Here is a 25,929-nt window from a genome sequence, read left to right on the forward strand (position 1 = left end):
TTCCGAATGTCTCAGGCGGATTCGCGCATGATCAACTTGGCTTCGAGGAGCGTGGCCTCCGCGCGCTCCGTCTTAGCCGCCGTTTCGTCCTCCTCCTGTATTTCTTGCAGCAATATATCCAGGCTCGTGCGCGCGATCTGCGCATAGTCCTGAGAAACTGTCGTCAAGGCTGGACAGGCATATCGGCTTAGTGGATGGTCGTCATGACCGGCGATCCGCAGGTCGCAATCGTTTTCCCGTCCGATCCGCATTCCGCGCTGATAAGCGGCCGCCATCGCGCCGAACGCGATTCGGTCGTTCGCGCAGAGCACGGTCCGCGTCGGAAATCCCGCGCCGTCCAGGATCTTGTTCGTCTCTTCAAAACCGATGGCTTCGAACTCCCAGCTTCGCGCCGAGATTTCGAGCACGATCGGTGCCTTTCCGAGACGCTGCATGCTTGCAATGTAAGCGTCCTTGCGTTCGATCGCGTTGCGATTGACCGGCGGCATATCCAGGTAGCATGGGGATTCCCCGGTTCGGCATAAATACGCGACCATCAAAGAGACACTCTGAAGATTATCCGTGCCTACGAACGGTGTTTCGTGCCCGACCCGCGAATCCATGAAGACAAGCGGCATCCTGTCGCGAAGACTGTCGATCAGGCCAGGATCCGATTCAAAACCCAACGGCGCCATCACGGCGCCTGAAAGCTTAAGCGCGAGAAGTGTCTGAACAGCCTTCTCTTCCAACTGTCTGTCTCCCTGAGAGCTCAGCACGATGGCCCAATACCCTTCCTGCAACGCCCGTGTCTCGATTTGCTGAACGAGACCAGCGTAGAAAGGGTCCGATATGTGCGGAACGATCACGCCGATGTTCTTCGGTCGCCGTCGATTTAAATTCACGGCAAATAAGTTCGGCCTGTAGTCGAACTCCCGGAGCGCACGCTCAATCTGTCCGCGCGTCGTCTGGCGTACGCTGCTGGGATCATTAAAATATTTGGAGACTGTCGGACGAGAAATGCCGCTGGCCCGTGCAAAGTCTTCCATATTGCGAATCTTTCTTTCGCTCATCGATCCCTATCCAGAGTTGTGTGAGGTTGCCCCGGGGGCGGCTCCTCTCCCAGAGGCCCATTCACCATAAACAGAATCTCGTGATTGGAAAGCTTACCTGTTACATGCGCAAATAATAAAAGTTGACATGTAAAGATAGTCGTAACGCACGGCCCCGTAAGTAAAGGTATACGTAATTATAAAATATTACGTGCGCAAAGTTTATATTGACATTGTGTATTATATTAACTTACCATAAGATAACAATTGGCGCCGCGCCTAACGGTTGCCCACAGCGCCAAGGGGTGGATCATCGATATGGCGAGACAAGCCGAGCGGCGCGGCGAGCCCGTTGGTCGACATCTACTGCGCCTCCAAGGCATCGCTCACGACTCGGCTGGACTGGAGGGGGCTTCCACGCGCGCCGAACTCGGCAACTTTCTCGATCATGACACCGGAGTCGTCGCATGAGCACTCGATTCCTTCGTGACCTTCCCGGTCGGCACGCAGCTGGAGACCCTGTCGGCATCACCTCGGTCTGTTCGGCGCATCCACTCGTCATCGAAGCCGCTTTGCGCCAAGGGCTCGACGAGGACGGCCCCGTCCTGATCGAGGCCACCTGCAACCAGGTCAACCAGGAGGGCGGCTACACCGGGATGACTCCGGTCGACTTCCGCAAATTCGTGACGGGGATCGCCGACAGGATCGGGTTCGACGCCGCGCGTCTGATACTCGGCGGCGACCATTTGGGTCCCAACCCCTGGAAACACCTGCCTCCCGAACTCGCGCTCGGCCGGGCAGAAGCGATGGTCGATGCCTACGTCAAGGCCGGCTTCACCAAAATACATCTCGACACCAGCATGGGCTGCGCCGACGAGAGCGAAGCACTGCCTGACGAGATGACCGCGACGCGCGCGGCGCGGCTCGCCAAAGTTTCCGAGGCTGCTGCAGCGGGGGCCGACTTCGATGCGCCGGTCTACATCGTCGGCACCGAGGTGCCGATTCCCGGCGGCGCCACGGAAGCGCTCGACCACCTCGAGGTCACACACAGAGATGCGGCGGTGAAGACCGTCGACGTCCATCGCCAAGCCTTTCACGATCTCGGGCTCGAGGGCGCCTTCGAGCGCGCGATCGGGGTGGTCGTCCAGCCCGGGGTGGAGTTCGGCAACGAGAACGTGGCCGTCTATCAGCGCGACAAGGCGCGGGAACTCAGCACTGCGCTGAAGGAGATCCCGCAATTCGTCTTCGAGGCGCATTCGACCGACTATCAACCGCCGGAGGCACTCGCCCGATTGGTCGAGGACGGCTTCGCGATTCTGAAGGTCGGGCCCGGCGTCACCTTCGCGTTGCGCGAAGCTTTCTATGGGCTCGACCACATAGCGGCCGTGCTCGAGCCCATCCCGGAAGATCAGACGCTCCGCGGTACCATGGAGCGTCTGATGCTGCGGGATCCGAAGCACTGGGGCAAATATTATCACGGCGGCGTCGACGAGCTGCGCGTTCAACGACACTTCAGCTACTCCGATCGAATTCGCTACTACTGGCCCCACGCGGAAGCAGCCGCTGCCGTCGACGCGCTCTTCGCCCGCCTCGACGGGCGCGTCATTCCGGAGACTCTGGTCAGCCAGTATCTCGGCACCCTCTATCCGGCGGTCGCCGCTGGCAGGGTGGCGGCCAGCGCCCCCAAGCTCGCCGTTGCCGCCGTTCGCCGAGTTCTGTCGGTCTATGGCGCGGCGGCGCGGCCAGTCTGACGGGCGGCGCGGCGCTATGACGAGTCGCACCATCGTGACCGATCCCTTCGACTACGTCGTCTTTGGTGGTACCGGCGATCTCACCCGCCGTAAGCTACTGCCGGCACTCTACCAGCGCGAGCTGGCCGGCCAGTTGCCGTCCTCGGCGCGGATCATCGCCGTATCCCATCGGCCAGCCACCACAGAGACCTACCGGCAGGAGATTGGGTCGGCGCTTACGTGCACCTTCCCAGTGACGGAGCAGTCTTCGCAAGCGCTCCATCGCTTTCTCGCACGGCTCTCTTACATCGCAGCCGATGCCTTGAGCGAAGAGGGCTGGGGTGCGCTCGCCGATACGCTGCAGCCCCGCGCCGATTGCATCCGCGCCTTCTACCTCGCGACCGCGCCCGATCTCTTCGGACCGATCTGCAACCGCATCGGAGCGAACCGGCTGATCACGGAGCGCAGCCGGTTGGTCGTCGAGAAGCCGTTCGGCAAGGACCTTGCTTCGGCGCGGGTGTTGAACGACGCGATCGGGCGGATCTTCGCCGAACAGCAGATCTACCGGATCGATCACTATCTCGGCAAAGAGACCGTGCAGAACCTTCTGGCCCTGCGCTTTGCCAACGCACTATTCGAGCCGCTCTGGAACGCCCAGCATATCGATCATGTCCAGATCACCGTCGCCGAGAGTCTCGGCGTCGAGGGGCGGGCCAGCTACTACGACACGGCCGGTGCCATGCGTGACATGGTGCAGAACCATATTTTGCAACTGCTCTGCTTGGTCGCGATGGAGCCACGCAGCTCCAGCGATGCCGATGCGCTCCGCGATGAGAAGCTCAAGGTCCTAAAGGCACTGAAGCCGATCGACGGCAGCGCGGCGCACATGCTGGTAATTCGGGGCCAATATCGGGCCGGGATGGCGGGGGGCGCGCCCGTGCGAGGCTATCTCGACGAACTCGACCCACAGCCGCGGCCGAGCAGCACAGAGACCTTCGTCGCGCTGAAGGCCGAGATCGCCAATTGGCGATGGGCGGGTGTCCCGTTCTATCTGCGCACTGGCAAGCGGTTGCCGGGGCGGGTGTCTGAGATCGTCATCTCCTTTCGGGGCATCCCGCATTCCGTCTTCGACGACAAGGCTGGGCCGATCTCGCCCAATCGCCTCGTCATTCGCCTACAGCCGGACGAGGGCGTCAAGCTTTGGCTGATGATCAAGGATCCGGGCCCCGGAGGCATTCGTCTGCAGCACGTCCCTCTGGATATGAGCTTCGCCGCGACCTTCGGCGCGCGGTCCCCGGAGGCCTATGAGCGGCTGTTGCTCGACGTCGTTCGCGGCGACCAGACGCTGTTCATGCGCCGGGACGAGATCGAGGCGGCTTGGGCCTGGGTAGATCCGATCCTCGCCGCCTGGCACGAGATCGATGACCCGCCGCGTCCCTATCAGGCTGGCACATGGGGACCCTCGGCCGCCATCGCGCTGATCGAGCGGGATGGCCGGACTTGGCTGGAAGGCGTCGCATGAGCGGTCGGCGAACCTCAACACCTATCGTGATAGTGCCGCGCACGCAGAGGCGCTGGCCGACTTCATCGCTTCGGTATCCATGATTACGCACATGGTCGCATAACCCGCGTATCCAGTCAGGAGATTGCTATGGCCGATCTTGTTCCACCGCCCAGCGTGAATGCTCGTGTCGCCGAAGTTACCAAGCGCATCGTCGAGCGCTCGCATGACAGACGTGCGCGCTATCTGGACCGCATCGCCGCTGCGGCCGCCGCCGGCCCTCGCCGCCAGCGGCTCGGTTGCGCTAATCAGGCTCACGGCTTTGCGGCCTGTGGACCGGGTGACAAGGCCGCATTGCGGGCTGGCGATGGTGCAAATCTCGCCATTGTCACCGCCTATAACGACATGCTCTCGGCCCATCAGCCCTATGAACGCTTCCCCGAACTCATCCGTGCCGCGGCCCGGCAGGCCGGCGGCACCGCGCAAGTCGCAGGCGGCGTACCCGCCATGTGCGACGGTATCACCCAAGGCGAAGCGGGCATGGAGCTCTCGCTGTTCTCGCGCGACGCAATCGCTCTCGCAACGGCCATAGCGCTCTCGCACCAGACCTTTGATGCGGCGGTTTTTCTCGGGATTTGCGACAAGATCGTGCCAGGCCTTATCATTGGCGCACTCGCCTTCGGCCACCTGCCGGCAGTGTTCATACCCTCCGGGCCGATGACCTCCGGCCTGCCCAACGACGAGAAGTCGCGCATCCGCCAGCTCTATGCGGAGGGCAAAGTCGGGCGCGACGCGCTTTTGGAGGCCGAGGCCAGATCCTATCACGGCCCCGGCACCTGCACCTTCTACGGCACCGCCAATACCAACCAGATGATGATGGAGATCATGGGCCTTCATCTGCCCGGATCGTCCTTCGTCAATCCCAATACCCAACTGCGTGATGCCCTGACCACCGCCGCCACCGCCCGGGCCTTGTCGATTACCGCACTCGGCAAAGAGTATATCCCCGTGGGGCGGATGCTTGATGAGAAGGCGTTCGTCAATGGTGTCGTCGGCGTGCATGCTACCGGTGGCTCTACGAATCATACACTGCACATTGTGGCCATGGCGGCGGCGGCCGGCATCACGCTTAACTGGGACGACTTCTCGGATCTCGCCGAAGTGACGCCTCTGCTCTGCCGCGTCTATCCGAACGGGAAGGCCGACATGAATCATTTTCATGCCGCCGGTGGCATGGGTTTTGTCATCCGTGAACTACTGAATGCCGGGCTGCTGCACCGCGACGTCGAGACTATGTGGGGCGCTCGGCTTGATGCCTATACGCGGGAACCCGTCCTGGAGGATGATGGCACGCTTGGTTGGCGCGACGGCACGCCGATCAGCGGCGATGCTTCGGTGTTGCGCGGCACCGAGGCCCCATTTCAGGCGACGGGCGGGCTAAAGCTCCTCAAAGGCAACCTGGGACGGGCGGTGATCAAGACCTCGGCGACCGCCGCGGAGCGTCACATCATCGAGGCGCCAGCCCGGGTGTTCCATTCGCAAGAAGAACTGCAGACGGCTTTCAAGGCCGGCGCGCTGTCCGGCGATGTCGTCGCAGTGGTGCGCTTTCAGGGGCCAAAAGCAAACGGCATGCCGGAACTGCACAAGTTGATGCCGCCGCTCGGAGTTCTGCAGGACCGCGGCTTCAAAGTAGCATTGATCACCGACGGCCGGCTGTCCGGTGCGTCCGGTAAGGTACCGGCAGCGATCCACGTGACGCCTGAGGCAGCCGATGGCGGCGCCATCGCAAAAATCCGCGATGGCGATCTCGTGAGCATAGATGCGGTGGCGGGACTCTTGTTTGTGCTGGTCGACAGCGTCGAATGGGAGTCGCGGGATCCGGTCGAAGTCAATCTTTCGACGAGCTACGTCGGGGTCGGCCGGGAGCTTTTCGCCTCGTTCCGCGCCTCGGTCGCAGCGGCCGAGGAAGGCGCGACTATCTTCTCGCGAGTCCACGCATGACATCCATCCCGCAATATGGTCTTTCCACCATCCTCGCGCAGGCACCCGTCGTGCCCGTGGTAACGGTCGTCGATGTTCACGACGCAGTGCCGCTCGCCAAGGCCCTTGTCGCCGGCGGTCTATCGGTGATCGAGGTCACGCTAAGGACCGCGGCGGCGTTGGACGCGATCTACGCGATTGCCGCGGAGGTCGAAGGTGCGATCGTGGGCGCGGGCACCGTACGCGAACCCGCGCAACTCGCAGCGGCCGCGCGGGCCGGCGCCCGTTTTGCGGTCTCGCCAGGCTTTACGGCTCGTCTGCTCGACGCGGCCGCCGACACCGATCCGCCGCTGCTGCCCGGCGTGGCGACGGCATCCGAAGCCATGACGCTGATTGACCGCGGCTACCGCTTTGCCAAATTCTTCCCGGCCGAGCCGGCGGGCGGTCGAGCCTATCTCTCGGCCCTAGCCGGGCCGCTGCCGCAACTCATGTTCTGCCCGACGGGCGGCATCACGATCGAGACAGCGCCGCGCTATCTCGATTTGCCCAACGTCGTTTGCATCGGCGGTTCCTGGATGGTCACCCATGACCGGATCGCCGCGAAGGACTGGACCTCGGTGGAAGGCGCAAGCCGTACCGCCGCGACGTTGCGGCAGCCTCCGCGCCGAACCTAGAGCGTGCTGATTTTAAGTCCGCCTACAGCCTGAGTTTGTGAGATAGTTGGCGCTTCTTCAGGCGTGAAAACCGATCGCGGCGCAAACTGCTTCGACGGTTCGTGCGGCAGATGTCTCGCATTGTTCGAAGTCGTGACGAGGTTTGCCGAGCAGCTCTGTGGTTGCCGCGATGTCTCCCGCCTCCAGCCGGCAAGCACAGTCGATTGTTTCATGTCATCAATGTCTATCCGACGCGTTGGCGCTCGCCAAGAGAAACGAGCGACTCGGACCGCAGCGCGTCCGCGAACTCGCGACGCATGAATGCAAGCGCATGCTCGGCGATATCGTTGCTGTCAGACCAGACATCGCGCCACGCGGCCACCATCGCGCCAAGCGCCTCGCCGGCGACCGACGAGGAAAATGCTTCAAACGCGATCGTGCGGTCGTACCCGATCCGCCGCAGCGCCCGAAATGAAGGAGAGAACGCGATCGAGCCACTGCCTAAGTATCCTCGATGGTTTTCGTTTACGTGGAAATACCCCAGCCGTTCGGCACAGAGTTCGATGACGCCGACGCAGTCGGCCTCTTCAATATTCATGTGAAACGTATCGAGATGAACAAAGACGTTCGCTTCCCCGACCTCGTCAATGAATCTAAGGGTCTGGGCGCCGGTATTGAGCAGATTGGTCTCATAGCGGTTTACCGCTTCCAGCCCGATGTCGATGTTGGCCAGTCGCGCTTCTCGCGCCAAATCGCGAATTACAGCCACAGCGTTCGCGCGCCCTGCAGGAGACGCGCAGCGGCTATATTTCTTCAGGGCGGAATAGATAACGCCGCCAAGATAGTCCCCGCCAAGCGCTGTTGTGGCGTGCAACGCCTTCGCGAGGATCGCGCTCCCGCGACGCACTTCGACAAGGTCCACGCTAGATACGTCGGCTTCCGCCGGGAGACCTAGACTGACTGCCGCCTTGATGTTGTGAAGCTCAAGAAGCGTCCGCGTATGGGCAAGGTCGATCTTGTCAGGATCGAGGAGCGGGATCTCAAGAAGGTCATATCCGGCGCGAGCTGCGCAGGCGATCGCTCTTTCCGCTTCCGCGTGGCTCCAGGCTCCAACCCAGACCATCGCATGCACCCCGTAGCGTGGCATCGTCGTCTCCATCTCAGCGGTTTCGTCTTGGCAAGGATTCTCAGTTGATTGGATTACCAGCATAGTCAGCTTACCGAACGACGGGCAAGAGAAGAGCAAATTCTCGCGGCTGCGATCATGCGGCAGCATTCAAACCAGCAATCCCGCGCTAAGCGTTCATCAAAATAGAGCCAAACAGCGTGGGCAATCACCTCCGCTGAAAATCGATGGCCGCAATAAGGGGAGCTGGGTGTCTTGATCATGCCGGCCGGATATCCGAGAATCCTCCCCAACCCCTCAACGTGATGGTTTCGTTCAAGGACACGCACCAGCGCGTCCGCCTTGTCAATGGCTACGTCGGCAATAACGACCTTCGCACCCTCGACCGCATAACTGCGGACGATCGCCTCGCCAATGCCTTGGTGCGCCGCCGACGACCTTCGCGTTCAGTCTCATTTTCCTGTCCCCTGTGGTCAGCGCGTCGTGTAACCGCCGTCAACCACCAGCACCTCGCCAGTAACGTAGCTCGACGCCAGCGAGCAAAGGAAAAGTGCGCAACCCGCCACCTCTTCAGGCTGCCCGACGCGCCCCATCGGGGTCATCGAGCGCCAAATTGGAAACCAGTCGGGGTTGGCGATGCCGCCACGCGACATGTCCGTCTCGATATAGCCGGGCGCAAGAGCATTAACTCGAATATTGTCCGCGGCGAGCTCGCTTGCCAGGCTCTTTGTCATCATATGGACCGCCGCCTTCGAACTATTGTAAGCGACCTGATTTTGCGGGATGTTCGAGACAATGCCTGACATTGAGCCGATGTTGAGGATAACGCCTCCCCCCTGCCTACGCATGGGCGCAAGGGCCGCGCGACAACCGCGAAACACTGCGTCGACGTTTAGGCTCATGATCTCGCGCCAGGTCTTGTCGGAGAAAGTGCCGCTGTCGCCATGAATCGCGGCGCCTGCATTGTTGACGAGTATCTCAAGTTTGCCCGTCCGCGACACCGTTTCGCGCACGAGATGGTCCGCCGCGCCCTCTTCCGCGAGATCGGCAGCTATGAACTCACAAGCGATGCCGGCACTAGACAGCGATTTTTCGGCATCGGCCGCTCGGCTGCGCGCGCTGATAACAACGCGCGCGCCGGCCTCGCCGAGGGCTTTAGCGATAGCCAAGCCAATACCGCGCGTTCCACCAGTGACGAGCGCTACTTGGCCATCGAGCCGAAATCTGTCGAGTATCATCATTGCTTCCTTCCATTCGGCTTCGCCGATTTGCAATTCTGTGCCTGTCACTGGTGGTCCATTACATCCTTGGAAGCCCAGCTGCCGCCGCTACCCGCGACGACGAAGCACGAGCGCGGCCTAAGCCAACCGCGATGCCGTAAACATGGTCTTGCATGGCATTTCAATTGCCCCATGGTGTGTCTTGAAAGGACGCTGATGTTGGGCGGAAAATCGAGAGCGGTCATGTTGAACTGCTAGATGTCTGCGCTTTGTGGTAGGATCACAAGATCCCGGATTGTAACGTTCCTCGGCCGAGTGAGCATGAACAGAACGGCTGCAGCCACCTCTATCGGTTCGATCAAACCTCCGGCCATAACCGCCTCATCGAGCTTCTCTTTTGGCCAGTCGCTGATCAGCGCCGTAGCGACAGGGCCAGGAGCGACGGCGCCGACGCGAAGTCCATGTTTGGCAACTTGTCGTCGAACCGTGTGGACGAAAGCCTGTACCGCATGTTTGGAGGCTGTGTAGATCGGCTCCCACACGACCGGGATAAGGCCGGCTACCGAGCTGGTAACGATGATATCGCCGGTCTTGCGCTCAACCATGTGAGGTAGAACAGCATGGACAGACCGGAACACGGCATTGATATTCAGGCTCAGCATACGATCCCAGGCGTCTGGATCGCCATGGATCACTTCACCCCCGATGTAAGAACCCGCGTTGGCGTGAAAAATATCAAGGCCACCTGCCCTCTCCAGAATTTTCGGCATCATTCTGGACACGCTGGCGGGATCGACCAAGTCGACGACCAAGGGGATCGCCTGGGGACCGAGCTCCGCGCAAATTCTCGTCAGCGCTTCTTCGGCGCGGTCTATGAGCACGACGCGGGCGCCCGCAGATAAAAGGCATCTGGCGCATTCGAGGCCGATGCCCGACGCGGCGCCAGTGATTGCTGCGACTTTTCCGGATAGATCCTGACTCACTTTGTCTCTCCCCATGCTTAGTTCACGCGCGGCCGTGTGACACTCGGGATCTGCGCGCCAGCGAGTCGACGATGACCGCGACCGCAAGCACGGCGCCAGTGATCATGTACCGAAGCGACGAGGACAGATCGATGAGCGTCAGCCCGCTCGCGATCGACTGGATGACGATGATGCCGAGCAGCGCTGAATATGCATTGCCTCGACCGCCGAACAGGCTCGTGCCGCCGATTACGGCGGCGGCGATGGCGTTGAGATTGACGTCGCCAGTGCCCGCCTGAATGCTCGCCGACGCGAGGCGTGCGGCAGATAACACGCCACCGGCAGCAGCGAACATCGAACATAGAGCAAAGGCGCTCGTATAGATGAGCCTGACATTGATGCCAGCGCGCCGCGCCGCCTCCCGGTTGCCTCCGACAGCGGTCATTGAGCGGCCCCATTTCGTCCGTGTCAGCGAGTAGCTCATCGCCATGACCAAGCCGACGAAGAGGCCGAACATCCAGGGGACCCCACGGGCTTGGTTAAGGTAAAAGACGACGAGTTCGAGCGCGACTGTGATCGCGACCGCCCGGACGAGTAGCGTGCCGAGCGACTGGGAGGACAGGTTGGCCTGGCGGCGATGCACGATGGCGCGAACGCCTGTCGCGAACGTCACGAGCCCCGGAAGCGCCGCGAGGGCATAAGCGACGGAGTGTGGCATGACCAGTATTTGGCCGAAGTTCACCAGGGGCGAACCGTACGGCAGATTGATTGAGCCGGCGGCACCGAGTATGTAGAGCTGCAGCCCCAGGATGGCTAGCAGGCCTGAGAGCGTCGATACGAAGCTCGGCATCCCGACGCGATTAAACAGCAAAGCGTAGAGGGAACCAATAAGGCCGCCAACCGATACGGCGGCGGCGATCGCAAGCCATGCTGGCCAACCTTGGTTGACCCAAAGAACGCCGACCATCGCCGAGGCAAAGCCGCTGAGCGAGCCGACGGAGAGGTCGATCTCGCCAACGATCAGGATGCAGACGATGCCGAGAGAAATCACGCCCACCGTCGAGCAGTCGAAGAGCAGGTTGGCGAGATTGTCGCTCGATAGGAAGACCGGATTGAGGCTCTCGAAGACGGTCCAAATGATCACTAGTCCGACGACAACCGGAAGGGACCCGAGGTCGCCCGAACGCACGCGACTGAGAAATGAGCGGATCGCGCCGCTAGCGCCGGCCTCGTGAGTCACGCGCACGTCGCCGCGATCCATCAGCGGCGCGGGCGCCACGTCGTCTTTGATGTCGCTGGTCATGGCTGCTGACGCTCCTGTGTGCTCGTGCCCTGAGGCTGCCGCCGCTCGACCCGACGGGAGACCGAATTGTTCGAGGCCCCGGTAATGGCGCCGACCAACTCCGCATTCGTGGCGTCCGGAAGAAACACGCCGTTGTTACGTCCCAGGCGCAATACGACGATGCGGTCTGCGACCGCTCTGACATCTTCCATGTTGTGGCTGATCATGACGACCCCCAGACCACGCGCGCGGACCCGTTCGATCAGGTCGAGCACTTCGGCGGTTTGGGCGACGCCGAGCGCCGCGGTTGGCTCGTCGAGCAGGATAAGTTTCGGATCAAGGAGCAGCGACCGGGCGATCGCGACGGTCTGGCGCTGGCCGCCGGAGAGCGAGGCGACCACCTCGCGGACACTCGGGATGCGCGCAGACAGCTCTTTGAGAAGCTTCCAGGAGCGTATTTCCATAGACACTTCGTCCAGTTGTAGCGGATTTAGCTCTCTGCCCAGAAAGATGTTGGCGACCACGTTCAGGTTTTCGCAGAGGGCGAGGTCCTGGAAGACGGTCGCGATGCCGAGCGTCAGCGCCGCGCTCGGGTTGTCGAAAGTCACGTTCTTGCTGCGGAACGTAATCGTTCCTTCGCTCGGCGGATGCACGCCTGCGAGTATCTTGACCAGGGTCGATTTCCCCGCGCCGTTGTCGCCTACAAGCGCCACGACCTCACCCGCATGAACATCTAGATCGATATCGGTCAGCGCCGAGACGGCGCCGAAACGTTTGGAGACGCCTCGCAGGCTGAGCACCAGTTCATGTGGCGAGGCCGGTCCTTGAGGAGAGTCAGTCATGCGAGCGGCCTTTCAAGTATTGTGCGGCGGCATGCGAGTGGAGACCGTCCGGCCGTTGAGCGCGAGGCCGGACGGTCGCTTTCAGGTCGCGATCAGGGCATTATGCCGAGCTTCTTGCAACCTTCGACATAACTGCCGGTGCAGATCGCCGCTGCTGTCGCTATCTTCTTGTCGATAATCTCGGCCTTCAGGTTCCCCGCGGTGACGACCGCCGGGATGAAGAGCTGCGAAGGCGTGTCGAACAAGGACATATCGACCTTCGGAGACTCGCCGGAGAGCAACTGGAAGGCGACTTTTGCTGCCGCCCCCGCCACAATCTCGCTAGGCTTCGAGATAGTATTATATTGGTCGCCCGAGATGATTAGCTGTAACGCCGAGGTTGTGGCGTCGTTGCCGGTGACTGGCGGAACCGGGTCAAAGCCCGCCGCCTTGAACGCCGCGATGGCGCCGCCGCCAGTGCCGTCATTGGCGGCGACGACGCCCAGGATTTTCTTTCCGAAGCGTGTGACCTGGCCGGCTGCCCATTCCTGCGCCTTCGGCGGCGCCCAACTCGGAGTATCGAACTCGGCAAGAATTGGATAGCCGCTGGAATCGAGACCTTCGTGGATACCCTTTTTGATAAGCCCGGCCGCGGCGTCGGTGGGCGAGCCGTTGATCTCGAGCACGCCGCCGTCGCCCGCAGCCACGTTCATCGACTTCAGATGTTGAACGAGCGAATCGGCGATCGCCTTGCCTATGGCCTCGTTATTGTACGATACGTAGAAGTCTGCCTTGGCACTCGGAATCGGCCGATCGTAGGCGATCACTTTGACGCCTTGACTCTGGGCTATCTTGACAAGGGAAGCCGCGGCCGACGAATCGACGGGGTCAATGACGATCGCCTTGGCGCCCTGTGAGATGACAGAGTTGAACTGCTGCTGTTGTTTGGACGCATCGTTGTTCGCATTCAGATACAGAACCTTGCAACTGGCGCACAGCGCCTTCATTGCGGCCACGAAGCCGGGGTGGTCGTGTTCCTCGTAGCGAGTCGAACCTATGTCCGGCATGAGGAAGGCAACGGTGGCGTTGGAGACATCGGCCGCCTGCGCCGATGTGACGGTCCCACTGAGGAGACCTAAGACTAGCGCCGCCGCAGCGGCCTTGGACGGAATGGCGTTACGGGTCATGGATGCTTCCTCTTCTCTGGGTCTAAGCCCTTAATAGCGTTCGTTAGACATAGTCCTGCTGCGCGAGAACGCTTGGCCGCGTCGCCGGAATTTCAGCGCCGATCCGGAATTGCGCGTCAGGCGGCCATAGGCGCGTCCTTATTCTGCTCTGAGAGCGCTCTGAATTTTGACGGCGACATTCCTTTCTGGGCAAAAAACTGTCGATTGAAATTGGACACGTTGTTAAAGCCAACCTGGTAACAAATCTCTGTCACGGAAGCCGGCTCACTCTTCAACAATTGACATGCGGTATAGATACGCAGACGATTGACGAAGCGCACGAAGGTCATTCCCGTATGTCGCTTGAAGGCGCGAGAGAACCCCCCAACCGTGACGCCAGCGACATTAGCCAGCATTTTCTCGTCGAGCTTGCCCGCCAGATGCTCGCGCACGTAATGCAGGGCGCGGTTCATACCAGCCGACATATAGGCGGAGGGATCGGGCAGATAATTGGCGCTGGCGAGTTGAGAGCGATGCGTCGCGTGCATCAGCTCCTCTATAACTTGCAAAAACAGGGAAACGCGTCGAACGCCGGTTGCGGTGACCAGTTCGATCATGAGAGGGCGCACAATTGCGCCGCAGGCGGGTGAAAAAAGAATGCCCCTGCAACTCTCTTCGAGCAGAACCTTAAAGTCTCCGAATTCTGGGAACGTGCGCAAGCAGGACTCGATGAAATTTTGATTGAACTGCAGAAAAGCGCACCGGCGGGGAATCGTCACGCCAACGGGAACATCGCTGACCCAATTGTGCGGCAAATTGGGACCGGTCATGATTAGATTGTTGGGACGAAATTCACCGATGTTGTCGCCGACAAAATAGTGACCGGATGTCTCGGTGACTAAATGGATTTCGTATTCGGGATGAAAATGCCAGCGTACGGTATGATAGGGGTAGCCGTGCGCCGAGACCGTGAACGATTCCGTGGGAGTAATACGGATGACTTCCAGATATGGCGTCATGCTTCCTCCCATTTTTCTATTCGTAGCCGCGCCGCTCGAACGGCGGCTGTTGCGAAGGTAGAGAAAATATACGAAGGGCGGCTACCAAATTTCACGGCATCTATTGATACGATTTTCACATTCGAAGGTCCTACGGCCGCCAAAATTGCGCTTTGGCGCGGCTTTGAACGCGGCAAAGCTCGGAATGCGAGACGAGAGAATCGCAGCGCACGTCATCCGCAAATTCACGACGCATGCACCTTGACGAGGCTGTCGCCATCGACCGCAATGATGAACAGATCCTCGGGTGTCGCCTGCACGTAGAGGAATGTCTGAACTCCGCAACGAATAGACTCTTCGGATCGTTGTAGATGGATGCAGTAGATCCCAAGCGCTGAGATTGACGAGAACGATCTGTCCACGAAAAGACGATGTGCGATTGCGAGTCGCTTTTTTAGTCGGTTAAAGCCGCAAAGGAGTGCTTTCGTCCTCATTGCACGACACACCAATATCCCACGAAAGCCGTTGCTTCGCGCTCCGAATTTCAGTATACCGTATTCTGAATATGGCGCTACAAATTTGTGACATTGGGGCTGGTCCGCTTCATGGCCCCATAACGAAGGCCCATCATTTGAGCATTCAGAACACGAATAAAGAGGCCCTCTTTGGAGACGTAAACGCCGCTGTCGCGACACCAATGAGGCGGGATTTGTCGGTGGATTTCGACCGCACGGCGAGCCATTGCGATTGGCTTTTACGAAATGGTTGCGATGGCTTAGGCGTCCTTGGTACGACCAGCGAAGCCAATTCGCTCGGGATCTCCGAACGAATTTCTATTATGGAAGGATTGGTCGAACGCGGTATTTCCGCGGAGCGGCTGTTGCCCGGCGTGGGAACCACGGCGTTAACCGATACGATCGCGCTGGCTTCGAAAGCGAGAGATCTAGGTTGTCGACGGGTACTGGCCCTTCCGCCTTTCTTCTACAAAAATCCAAGCCTTTCGTTGCGGGCGGGTTGAGGAGAAAAAATCATGGAAATAATCGAGCCCGACGCTATTGCTGCCGGGGGCACTATTCGTCGGGTTATCGCACAGGAAACTTCGTCTTCGTCGCTAGTCAAACGCCTTGGGATGTCGGCCGCAACGTCTTCAATCGATACGGCAGACAACGATGCTTGCAAAACATGAGATGGGCTTCGCCCATCAAGGTACGTCCAAAGATGTTGTTTGGAAGCCTTTGCAGCGAGAGGCGCGGAAATTTCTCTTGAGCATCCTATCGCACATAATATATCGCCCGTAAGGAATTGCTTGAAGAAGCTGGAAGCGACACAATCATGAAACCGAAACTGGAATCACCCGGTACTTTTGCTATCGCTCCAACACCGTTCGATGAAGATGGACAACTAGATCAAATATCGATCGATAGGATGTGTGACTTCTATGGTGAGGCCGGCTGTGACGGCATTACCGTGCTTGGAATTATGGGTGAGGCTCCAAAGCTTGAACATGAAGAGGCGATCGCTGTCGCGACACAAGTGATTCGACGGGCCAAGGGACTCTCTGTCATTGTTGGAGTTTCGGCGGCCGGTTTCGCGGCCATGCGATCGCTTGCGCGTAGCGCGATGGATGCCGGGGCAGCGGGAGTCATGATTGCTCCAGTGCCATCTCTTCGTACGGACGATCAGATCGCTAACTATTTTCACCAAGCGGTTGAGGCAATCGGCCCAGATATTCCGTGGGTATTGCAGGACTACCCACTGACGCTATCTGTTGTGATGACGCCGGCAGTGATCCGACGCATAGTTCAGGAGAACCCAAGCTGTCAGATGCTGAAACATGAGGATTGGCCGGGACTTGAGAAGATATCGATATTGCGCGATTTTCAAAAGAATGGATCGATGCGCTCCGTCTCAATTCTCACGGGCAATGGCGCGCTATTTCTTGACTTTGAAATGGAGCGTGGCGCCGATGGAGCGATGACCGGCTATGCGTTTCCCGAAATGTTGGTTGACGTAGTACGGTTTTCCAAGTTGGGCCGGCGTGACGAAGCTCACGATTTGTTTGATGCTCACCTTCCTCTTGTTCGTTACGAGCAACAACAAGGTATCGGCCTCGCCGTTCGCAAATATGTTATGGCAAAACGGCGCATTATTTCGTCCGAGACGCAAAGAAAGCCAAGTTCTGGCCTAAGCGCCGCCGGCAAGGCGGAGGTCGACTATCTTCTTTCGCGCTTGGCGCGCGTCGACGGGCGAGCAACATATACTTTCGTTTGATACCCCTGTTTTAATCAATTGTTCCGGAAGGAATTCAATATGGAATTAGGCCTCAGGAATAAAACGGCTCTCGTTCTTGGCGGGGGAGGCGGGCTCGGCAGCGCTATAGCCCAAATATTGAGTGAAGAAGGTGCTCAGATTGCGGTTGCTGATGTCAATTGCGAAGCGGTCAAGAAAGCTGCAGCCAACATCATCGCGCGCGGTGGTCGGGCAATTCCCCTCGTGTGGGATCTAACAGATCTCTCCGTCATTGACGATCAAGTTTCGACGATTGAACGAGAATTCGGAAACGTAGATATTCTCATTAATAACACAGGCGGTCCACCGCCAACCCCAGCATTCGGCCAAACACCGGACCTATGGTTGAAGCACTTCCAAGCCATGGTATTATCAGTGATCGCGATTTCCGATCGCGTCCTGCCTCACATGCGTCGAAAACAATGGGGCCGTATAATAACATCGACTTCATCAGGCGTTGTCTCACCGATTCCCAATCTTGGTATTTCTAACGCGCTGCGTTTGTCTTTGGTGGGTTGGTCGAAGACACTTGCGCGCGAAGTTGGCTGCGACGGTATAACAACGAATATCGTTCTTCCTGGCCGCGTAGCAACCCAGCGTATCCAGTTCCTTGATGAGCAAAAAGCGAAGCGAGAAAATCGTGCGCCCGACGACGTAGCTGCGGAAAGCTCGTCATCCATACCCGTAGGCCGCTATGGTAATCCGCAGGAATATGCCGACGTGGTGGCGTTTATTGCCAGTGAGCGTGCTTCATATGTGACCGGCTCGGTTATCCGAGTTGACGGTGGCCTTATTGCGAGCATCTGAGCGTTTGCTCCGGTATGTCTGCGTCTCGCACCTAGGCGCAATCGACGATATCGCGGTACGCCTGCCGTCGCATTGAACGGAGGACGTCTGTTTCCAGATACATAAGCCGAACAGCCTCTTGATTAGGTGTGGAGTCTTTCACTCTGCGTTAGCGAGAGCATCCCTGTGAACGCCCCCCCCGGCACCGGCTTGCCATAGAGATATCCCTGCGCGATGAGACATCTACTCTCTTCCAGAATAGCGCTCTGCAGCTCGGTCTCGACCCCCTCTGCGACGAGCTTGAGCCTCAGAGCCCTTGCGAGGCCGATGATCGCCCTCGTCAACTCTGTCTTTTTGAGGTCCATGCCTATGTCACGGACAAAGGATCGATCGATCTTCAAGACATCGATGGGGAAAGTGTTGAGGTAGCTGAGGGCAGAGTATCCTGTCCCAAAATCATCGATGGCGATCGACACGCCCAATTGTTTCAGCGCATCCAGGGTTGTCTTGGCATTGTGCTTGTCTTCTAGAAAGAGGCTTTCGGTAACCTCCAGGCATAGCCATTGCGGTTTGCAGCCCGTTACGGCGAGTGCGTCGGCAACGACAGCGGCAAGATCGTTGTGCGTGACCTGGCGAGGGGAAATGTTTGCGGACACCAGAAGCGGTTCGGCGCGATTACAATTCCACTCGACTGCGGCGCGGCAGGCGGTTTCGATGACCCACCGGCCGATTTCGACAATCAGCCCGGTCTCCTCCGCAATGGAAATGAACCTGTCGGGGCTCAACAATCCTAAGTCGGGATGGTGCCAGCGCAGCAGAGCTTCCGCACCGATGATACGGCCTGACGGCAGCAGGACTTGCGGTTGATAATAAAGTTCAAATTCGTTGCGTGACAGCGCCTTTCTTAAGGTTGCCTCGATCATCATGCGCTGGACAGCGCGCGCCATCATCTCGGCATCGTAGAATTGGTAGTTGTTGCGGCCAGTGCTTTTGGCTTTGTACATCGCCGCGTCAGAACTCTTAAGAATTTCCGGGAAATCCTCGCTGTCCGCCGGATAGCGAGCGATGCCGATGCTGGCGGATACCGTGATTTCGCGATTAGCGAGATGCATGGGCTCAGCAAGCGCACACAGGATCCGGGCTGCCGCGGCGGCGAGTCCCTCCTTGTTTGGCATGTTCGGCAGCAGGATCGCGAATTCGTCACCGCCAAAACGTGCGATCATGTCTTCAGCACGCGTGCAGCGACGCAGCCGCTGCGCCACCTCGCGTAGGAGCATGTCGCCGATGGCATGTCCCAGTGTGTCGTTCACATCCTTGAAGCGGTCGAGATCGAGCATCATAAACCCGAAGGTAGTATCTGTCTTCCCGTTGCCTGCGATGTGCTTCTGAACGTAATCGAGCAGCGAAGTGCGATTCGGCAAATCGGTGAGCGGATCGTAGAAAGCGAGGCGGTCGATCCTGTCACGACTCTCGACGAGTTCCGTAATATTGTGGCTGACGACGAGGACACTGGTGACGGTACCTTGCTCGTCAAGTTCCGGCGTGAGGCGCACGTGCGCCCATTGGAGCCGCCCGTCCACGGTCGAATAGGTAGTTTCCAATACCTGAACCGTGCCCTGGTTCAAAACGGCGCGCATCTTGGCCACGAAGGCACCGGGGTCCGGCTCCGCGCCGAGCGGCGTCGCGGCAATGCCCAATTCCCTCTGCATGGCGGGGTTGACGTAGAGGCGACGACCCTGCTGGTCGTAGCGCGCAATGAAGTCGGGCGAATTCTCGACAAGAGTGCGGTACTCCTGCTCGCGTTGCCGCAATTGCCGCTCCGCTTTGATACGCTCGGTCACGTCACGGGCGATCGTCAGGACGCTGACGATCGCACCGTCCACATCCATCTCCGGTACCGCGCGGATCCAGAAATGTGCACCCTCACCATTCGTGACGAAGTCGATATTGATCTCATCGGCGGTACCCGTCGCGAGTACTCGCTCGATACGCTCCTGGAAGGATGCTGCGAGTTTTGGCCCGAAGACGCCGAGTTCGATCGGCGTTTTTCCTATCCCGGTCGCCGCAAGGAACCCCGTGATTCGCTCATGAGCCGGATTGGCGTAGATACGCCGGCAATTCCGGTCGTAGCGCACGACGGCGTCGGGCGAGTTCTCGACCAGCGTATAGAAATAGCCCTCGCGCTCGACCCGGATCTGGTTGAGCTGACGCTCCTCCGTAATATCGCGAGCGATGCCGATGATGCGCCGGATTGCTCCATCATGTCCGCGAGCGGGAATGAGAGTCGTCTCAAATTGGCGGTCCCCGGTCGGAAGCTTGATGGCTTCCTCATATCGGATCTGCGCTTCTGCCTTGAGACAAGCGTTGTAGTTCGAGATCTGGTCCTGGGCGACGGCGGGTTGCAGGATGTCTTCGATGAACTTGCCACGCACCTCCGCGTTGGCGAGGGAGATCGTGCGTTCGGCCGTCGGATTCAGCCGTTCGAACTTGAACCGATGCTCGGGTGTAACTTCCACAACGAAGACGCAATCGGAAGAATTGTCGAAGACGTCCCGATAGCGCTGCTCGCTATCCCGCAGCGCCGATTCCGTGCGTCTCTGCTCCGTGATGTCCTTAAGGAGCGACACCCAAGAACCGTCGTGCATCATCTGCGTCTCGATCGAGACGAAGCGACAACGCGCATACTCAAGGATATAGCTTGAGCATTCACCGCGCCGGGCGTTCGATCGAAGCTGCTCGTATAATGTGCGAGCGACTTTTTCCGGATCTGGATGCGTCTTCTGAGCCGTGGCCATCGCCAGAAGGACGTCGTAGAGGACCATTCCGGGACGCACCGCGTCTCGTCGGACGCCGAACATATCTGCGTACATTTCATTCGCGTAAACGAGCTTCTCGTCAGCGTCATAGAGAGCAATGCCATGAGGCATGCTACGGAGTGCCAGTTCGAGATTACGCGTAGCATCCTGCAGACGATCTTCGACAGCCCTCTTCTCGGTGAGATCGCGCGTAATCTTTGCGAACCCGACGTGCGTGCCGCCACTACCGTAGACCGGCTGGATCCGGATCTGCGCCCAAAAGCGGCTTCCATCCCTGTGCAGACGCCAACCTTCGGCTTCGAACCTGCCATCCTTCAACGCCGCGATGAGGGCCAGACGAGGCCTGCCCGCCGCCTGATCCTCGTTGGAATAGAAGATGGAAAAGTGACGACCGAGAATTTCCTCTGCCGCATATCCTTTGATACGTTGCGCACCGGCGTTCCAGCACACTACAAATCCGTCCGGGTCGATCATGTGGACCGCATAATCGGAAACTGCCTCAGTCAGCAGGCAGTGGAGAGCGTATTCGGATTCCGTGTTACTGCTGGCAACCGACATTCTATCGTCCGCACAGTTCTGATTTCAGCTTCGATGCTGGAGCACGATGACAAGGTGTTCTTCCGACACGTCAGCGTGCGGGACACATCCTGAAGGAAAATAATTCAAATGACGTTAAGAAAAAACTGTTCGCGCGACGAACGAATAAGCAAAAAATACAGGCCAATCGCAGGAGAAAGCAAATTTTGTATGCAGTCCGACGTTGCGCGCGGAGAATTAGAATTTTTTCATCTTGTCGAGCGATGCACAAAACTAAGAGCCGAAACGAGCCTCAATAATCGTGCATGAAATTAGAGCAGACACTGCATGAAAGGTGTGACGTAAATTTTCGGCAAAGATAATGCTCAAACAAAAGACAACAGAGTGGCTGACCCAACCGAGGCGGATCAGCAGCCAGAGCGATTGGCACAATTTCTCATGAGACGCATACGTTCCCTCTCGATCATCGCCGACAAGAGATAAATGTTATCGCGATTGCGTACCGGCGAAGGCGCATGGATGCCTTTCGCGGAGGGCTGCCCGCAGCTATCGCGGCCGGACACCCGGCTTGCCGACTTGCGGAAACAAGAGTTCGACCCCTGCATCTGAAAATGTTCTCTGAAATACTTCCATCAATTCGTCCGACACCAGCAATGCGCTGTTGCATTCCTCAAACCGCCGTATCACAGCCGGCGACACGCCCGTCTGATCCGCAAGCTGCTTGACGGACCAGTTCAGAATTCCCCGGGCCGCGCGCATTTGCGCACCGGTGAGCCTGGGCCGCAGAGCAGAGAGGCCGAATAGTTTCTCGTTGTGCACATCGGTGGAAACGCCCATCCACTCCTGGACGCCGCCATCCTGATTCAGGATGGGAACGGCACTGCACCTGAACCATCGGTACGTGGCGTCTGGCTGCAGCAAACGATGCTCGACCTTGTAAGGCAGCCCGGTCTCGACCGAGACCGACCAATTTTTCAACGCGGCATCGCGATCTTCTTCATGCAGCAGGTCCACCCAGTCATTCCCACAAGCCAGAAGGGGGCCGTCTTGCCTCGCAGTTTTCCAGTTCTGCAGCGCCGTGATGCGTCCATCGGGGCTGGCGGTCCACACGAGCCCTTCCGCCACCCGGATGAGTGCGTTGTAGCGATCGACGTCAGCCCTGAGCGGCAGCAATGATTCCCGGCTATTGGTGATGTCGAGCACCACGCCCAGAATCCTGACCGGCTCACCGACTGCATTGAGCAAAAGCTCAGCATGGCTATGAACCCAGCGCAGCTGGCCATTTGGCCTGATGATGCGAAATTCGCGCTTGAGCGGCAAGCCGTCGAGCAGCATGGCCCGCAACACGTCATTCGCACCGCGATTCAAACGGCGATCTTCGGGATGAATTCTCCGATCGATCTCTTCGTATGACGGAGCAACCGTGCCGGGAACCAATCCCAGCAGCTCATAGAAGCCGCGCGACCAGCGTATTTGCCCGCTTAAGACATCAGTATGCCAAGTCCCGACGCAAAGCTTCTCTTCAATAAACCGAAACGTATCAGCTGCGTCGCGGTCGCCCCCGAACCGAAACAATATCAAACTCCTTCGCTTGCTCCTGGAAGAATTCTAACTGGGCAAAATCCAGTCGAGCAAAAATTACAAGCAATTCAATTTCTGCCCATACTGATTGTATACACATGTATCCATACCTGATTGTCTCCAGCCGAGGCCAATACTTTTAATCGTCGTTCACAGCTTTGTTCCAGGTGGTGAGGTTTTTCACCGCGCTCAGAAGAAATCCGAGGAATGCTTACCGTGAAATTACGATATCATTTTTGCTACTGTCGAGACACCGACATAGCGACATCACCTGTGTGGCCTAGCGGACTTTAGAAAGGGCCGCATCGTCGAGAACGATGTTGCCTCCACCCACATTCTCCGTGCGCCTGGTCAGCCGATTGAAACAGCTTGATCATGCCCTGGGCCTGCTCGATCAGAGCGATCCTTCGCTAAGCAATTGGGCGCGGTGGGCAAGGCAGCTTTGGCCCGGCGCCCGCGCGGGCAAAAAGTTACCAAACCTAAAGGCTTTGCGACATAAAATTCCAAAGGCGCAATCCAGTCACGCCAGAAAATGAGCAGTGCAGTTCTGTCGTTTAATTGTCAGAGCTCTGACGGGAGACATGCGCTCGGCGAGCTGACATCGGACATGGTAAAGCCTCGTGCCGGCCAGCGTCAGCAGATGTTCGCGGTCCAGGCCGCAAGCTATACGCTCGGCGCGCCCGTCTTGTTGATCTAACCGCAGTTGATAATCTTCTATACCTGCCACTTGGACGATAAGCCGGCGAGAAATTCCATGACGGCTTGATTGCGCTTGGAAGTCAGGCGCCTATCGAGCCGCACCGCGAAAAGCGGGGCCTCGGCCGCCCTCCACGCCTTCAATACCTCGACCACGTCGCCGCTCCTTAGATCATCCAGCGCAAGCCATGCTGGGAACCATCCTATTCCAAATCCAGCCCGGATGAGGGTCTAGGCGGCCGCGCCATCGTCGAAAACGTGCTTTGGTCGGGGTACGTGGCGGATCATCGTCGCATCCAACGGCGAGGCAAAACGCCAACTGTCGATTTGGCCAGTCCCTTTGTTTCGGAACGCAATTTGCACATGGCCCGCCAAATCCATCGGCGTCTGCGGCACGCCGTGGACATTAAGGTAATCCGGTGCGGCACAAGCTATCCAAGGAAATGTGAACAGCTTGCGCGACACGTGACCCGGAAGACCGTCGATATTATGGGCCCAGCCGGCAAGGTCGATGCCGTGGGCGGCGAGGTCTATCATTTCTTCGCCGAGTTGAATCTCGATATCTATTTCCGGGTATGCGCGCAAAAATGTCGGCAACTCCGGCAAAATACAGGATCGCGTGAATGTGGTGGGGGCGGATAGCCCCCAAACATCAACGATATTGCGCGGCGAAGCACCCCATTGTTAATCGGCGCGGGTTCCCGACGCCGATCGGCACGCTAAGCTATTGATCCACCTAGCGTTGGAGGGGGCACCTTTGGACGCTTATTGACAGGCAATACACTCATGGACGCCTGCCGAGCTGATTCTTGCGTGGTATGTTTCCACTTCCGGCTTTGGTCCGGAAGCTAAAATCGAGCGAAAAGGTCCCGCGAGACCGGACACCGAACGTATTTCTTCGCGATAAGTTATGGCTGCCAACTATCGCACCGATCACGCCCCGGCGTTCTTGGGCACACATCATCTAAGATGATGGGAATGTTAGGCTGCTCTCACATGGGTGAGGAAGCTCGATACCTCGTCCTGAAGCGCCTGCAGCTTGTGGCCCAGCCGGTCGCTTGACTGCAGCACCAAGTCAGCCATGTGGCCTGTTTCCGTCGTCGCTGCGGTGACATCCGTGATGTCGTACGAGACCTGATTGGTGCCGGATGCAGCCTTCTGCACGCTCGAAGCGATTTCCCGCGTCGCAGCGCCCTGTTGTTCCACAGCCACAGCAATCGAAGACGAAATTTCGTTCACTTCCATAATGGTGTTGCGAATGCTCTGGATGTTTTCGACTACCTGTTGAGTCTCGGTCTGAATCGCAGTTATCTGCGCGCCAATTTCTTCGGTGGCCTTTGCCGTCTGGCCGGCCAGCGATTTGACCTCGCTGGCGACGACAGCAAAGCCCTTGCCTGCTTCGCCGGCGCGCGCCGCTTCGATCGTGGCATTTAGCGCCAGCAGATTGGTCTGTGAAGCGATGTCATTAATCAGGCCGATCACTTCGCCGATCTTGTGCGCGGCCACCGCGAGGCCCCGAACCGTCTCGTTGGTGCGCTGACCGTCACTTGCGGCCTTGTCGGCAATCTGGGCCGCTTGTCTCACGCGTTGAGTGATCTCGGCTATCGACGCTGAGAGTTCTTCCGCGGCCGATGCCACCGTTTGTACGTTCGCGGACGCGTCCTGACTGACGTTCGCCACCGCCTTGGCGCGGTCGCTCGCATGGCTGGCGGTGCGAGACATTCCTTGCGCCGTGCCCTGCATTTCGTTCGCGTCCTGAATCACGTCGCCGACAACCGCCTGGATGCTGGCCTCGAATTTACCGGCCAATTCCATCATGGTTCTGCGCTTCTCCGCATCGGCCTCCGTATTCAGCTGCGCCTGCTCGGCGTGCATCTTGGCCATCGCCCTGGCATTGTCCTTGAACACGTGCAGCGACTTAGCGAGCCCGCCGACCTCATCCTTGCGCGCCGTAAAGGGAACCTCGAAAGCTGTATCGCCGGACGCCAGCCGATCAGTCAGGTTTGTAATGATCGTGAGCGGCCGTGTCACGCCGCGGCCAATGAAGATCGCTCCGGCCAGAACCAGTGCCAACACCACGAAGCAAACAACCGCGAACATCTCAGCTGTCTGACGGAACACCGCATCGACGTCGTCGAGATAGATGCCCGTACCGAGGATCCAACCCCACGGTGCGAAGCCCTTGACGTAGGAGATCTTCGACACCGGCTGCTCGAAATCGGGCTTCGGCCAGAGATAGCTGTAGAACCCGGCGCCCTGGGCCTTCACGATATCGACGACTCCCACGAACAACCGGTTGCCGCTCGGATCCTTCATCTCGCCGAGTGCTTTGCCGTCAAGCTCAGGCTTGATCGGATGCATGATCATATTCGGCGACATATCATTGAGCCAAAAATACTCGACCTTGTCATAGCGCAGGCTTTTGATTTCCTCGATCGCGGCCTTTTGAGCGTCGTCACGTGAGAGCTTGCCGTCGGTTTCCAGCTTCTGATAGTGGGTCAGGATCCCGTAACCGACATCGACCATCTGCTGCGTCTTGGCTTGACGGTCGGTCATCATCTGCGCGCGCATGGAGTAAAGCGCGATCGGCGCCATCACCACCATGCCGGCCAGGCTGAGACCCACCATGACGGCAAGCTTAAAGCTGATGCGGGAAAATATCATCGATCGATATCCTTTTGAGTTCACCGCGTTTTGCCGAACTGTTTTGCACCTTTCGGAGGGATTTCGTCTGTTCGTCCAAAGGGAGCGGGGCTA

The 25,929-nt window shown here is 58.7% G+C and carries 18 protein-coding genes and 1 pseudogene; 7 read left to right on the forward strand and 12 right to left on the reverse strand.

Going from position 1 to position 25,929, the window contains the following annotated elements; translation table 11 throughout:
- Window positions 1-11: 11 nt before the first annotated feature.
- Window positions 12-1,049: a LacI family DNA-binding transcriptional regulator gene (locus UP09_RS05670; protein WP_044537054.1), complete on the reverse strand. Its 1,038-nt coding sequence runs from the start codon at window positions 1,047-1,049 to the stop codon at window positions 12-14.
- A 446-nt stretch (window positions 1,050-1,495) separates the two neighbouring features.
- Between UP09_RS05670 and UP09_RS05680 the strand changes: the two genes are divergently transcribed.
- The 4 genes from UP09_RS05680 (at window position 1,496) to eda (ending at window position 6,913) form a co-directional block, all read left to right on the forward strand.
- On the forward strand, window positions 1,496-2,779 hold the full coding sequence (locus UP09_RS05680) for a D-tagatose-bisphosphate aldolase, class II, non-catalytic subunit (protein WP_044537056.1): 1,284 nt from the start codon (window positions 1,496-1,498) through the stop codon (window positions 2,777-2,779).
- A gap of 16 nt (window positions 2,780-2,795) precedes the next feature.
- Window positions 2,796-4,280 (forward strand): glucose-6-phosphate dehydrogenase, encoded by a 1,485-nt coding sequence (gene zwf / locus UP09_RS05685; protein ID WP_044537132.1) that lies wholly within the window; start codon window positions 2,796-2,798, stop codon window positions 4,278-4,280.
- 129 nt (window positions 4,281-4,409) lie between these two features.
- On the forward strand, window positions 4,410-6,260 hold the full coding sequence (gene edd, locus UP09_RS05690) for a phosphogluconate dehydratase (protein WP_044537057.1): 1,851 nt from the start codon (window positions 4,410-4,412) through the stop codon (window positions 6,258-6,260).
- Window positions 6,257-6,913, forward strand: coding sequence for a bifunctional 4-hydroxy-2-oxoglutarate aldolase/2-dehydro-3-deoxy-phosphogluconate aldolase (gene eda / locus UP09_RS05695; protein WP_044537058.1), 657 nt, complete (start codon window positions 6,257-6,259; stop codon window positions 6,911-6,913). The genes edd and eda overlap by 4 nt, the downstream gene beginning before the upstream one ends.
- Window positions 6,914-7,136: 223 nt before the next feature.
- On the opposite strand, the gene UP09_RS05700 is transcribed toward eda, so the two are convergent.
- From UP09_RS05700 to UP09_RS05730, 7 genes are all read right to left on the reverse strand, one after another.
- A complete protein-coding gene (locus UP09_RS05700) occupies window positions 7,137-8,168 on the reverse strand; it encodes a sugar phosphate isomerase/epimerase family protein (RefSeq protein ID WP_197082615.1) in 1,032 nt (343 codons plus the stop codon).
- Between the two features lie 323 nt (window positions 8,169-8,491).
- On the reverse strand, window positions 8,492-9,256 hold the full coding sequence (locus tag UP09_RS05705; RefSeq protein WP_044537134.1) for an SDR family NAD(P)-dependent oxidoreductase: 765 nt from the start codon (window positions 9,254-9,256) through the stop codon (window positions 8,492-8,494).
- A gap of 236 nt (window positions 9,257-9,492) precedes the next feature.
- Window positions 9,493-10,221, reverse strand: a complete 729-nt coding sequence (locus tag UP09_RS05710) for an SDR family oxidoreductase (protein ID WP_044537135.1) — start codon at window positions 10,219-10,221, stop codon at window positions 9,493-9,495.
- 22 nt (window positions 10,222-10,243) lie between these two features.
- Window positions 10,244-11,503 (reverse strand): sugar ABC transporter permease, encoded by a 1,260-nt coding sequence (locus tag UP09_RS05715; RefSeq protein WP_044537059.1) that lies wholly within the window; start codon window positions 11,501-11,503, stop codon window positions 10,244-10,246.
- Complete coding sequence (locus UP09_RS05720) at window positions 11,500-12,324, reverse strand: ATP-binding cassette domain-containing protein (protein ID WP_044537060.1); 825 nt, start codon at window positions 12,322-12,324, stop codon at window positions 11,500-11,502. Before UP09_RS05720 ends, UP09_RS05715 begins: the two co-directional genes overlap by 4 nt.
- Before the next feature lie 92 nt (window positions 12,325-12,416).
- Complete coding sequence (locus UP09_RS05725; RefSeq protein ID WP_044537061.1) at window positions 12,417-13,490, reverse strand: ABC transporter substrate-binding protein; 1,074 nt, start codon at window positions 13,488-13,490, stop codon at window positions 12,417-12,419.
- 116 nt (window positions 13,491-13,606) lie between these two features.
- A complete protein-coding gene (locus UP09_RS05730) occupies window positions 13,607-14,488 on the reverse strand; it encodes an AraC family transcriptional regulator (protein ID WP_044537062.1) in 882 nt (293 codons plus the stop codon).
- A gap of 610 nt (window positions 14,489-15,098) precedes the next feature.
- On the opposite strand from UP09_RS05730, the gene UP09_RS36770 reads away from it, so the two are divergent.
- From UP09_RS36770 to UP09_RS36775, 3 genes are all read left to right on the forward strand, one after another.
- The gene (locus UP09_RS36770; protein ID WP_197082616.1) at window positions 15,099-15,485 is read left to right on the forward strand and encodes a dihydrodipicolinate synthase family protein; all 387 of its coding nucleotides are present in this window, start codon (window positions 15,099-15,101) and stop codon (window positions 15,483-15,485) included.
- A gap of 314 nt (window positions 15,486-15,799) precedes the next feature.
- Window positions 15,800-16,738: a dihydrodipicolinate synthase family protein gene (locus tag UP09_RS05740; protein ID WP_044537064.1), complete on the forward strand. Its 939-nt coding sequence runs from the start codon at window positions 15,800-15,802 to the stop codon at window positions 16,736-16,738.
- Window positions 16,739-16,777: 39 nt separating this feature from the next.
- Complete coding sequence (locus tag UP09_RS36775; RefSeq protein WP_082069991.1) at window positions 16,778-17,563, forward strand: SDR family oxidoreductase; 786 nt, start codon at window positions 16,778-16,780, stop codon at window positions 17,561-17,563.
- 122 nt (window positions 17,564-17,685) lie between these two features.
- On the opposite strand, the gene UP09_RS36780 is transcribed toward UP09_RS36775, so the two are convergent.
- The 4 genes and pseudogenes from UP09_RS36780 to UP09_RS05760 form a co-directional block, all read right to left on the reverse strand.
- The gene (locus UP09_RS36780; protein ID WP_052832975.1) at window positions 17,686-20,916 is read right to left on the reverse strand and encodes a sensor domain-containing protein; all 3,231 of its coding nucleotides are present in this window, start codon (window positions 20,914-20,916) and stop codon (window positions 17,686-17,688) included.
- 525 nt (window positions 20,917-21,441) lie between these two features.
- Window positions 21,442-22,470 (reverse strand): PAS domain-containing protein, encoded by a 1,029-nt coding sequence (locus UP09_RS05750; protein ID WP_082070001.1) that lies wholly within the window; start codon window positions 22,468-22,470, stop codon window positions 21,442-21,444.
- 720 nt (window positions 22,471-23,190) lie between these two features.
- Window positions 23,191-23,832: pseudogene (locus UP09_RS38405) on the reverse strand (substrate binding domain-containing protein).
- A 321-nt stretch (window positions 23,833-24,153) separates the two neighbouring features.
- Window positions 24,154-25,836 carry a methyl-accepting chemotaxis protein gene (locus UP09_RS05760; protein ID WP_044537065.1) on the reverse strand — a complete coding sequence of 561 codons (1,683 nt, stop codon included), beginning with the start codon at window positions 25,834-25,836 and terminating at the stop codon, window positions 24,154-24,156.
- Between the last annotated feature and the right edge of the window lie 93 nt (window positions 25,837-25,929).

The sequence above is a fragment of the Bradyrhizobium sp. LTSP885 genome, assembly GCF_000938305.1.
Lineage (GTDB): Bacteria > Pseudomonadota > Alphaproteobacteria > Rhizobiales > Xanthobacteraceae > Bradyrhizobium.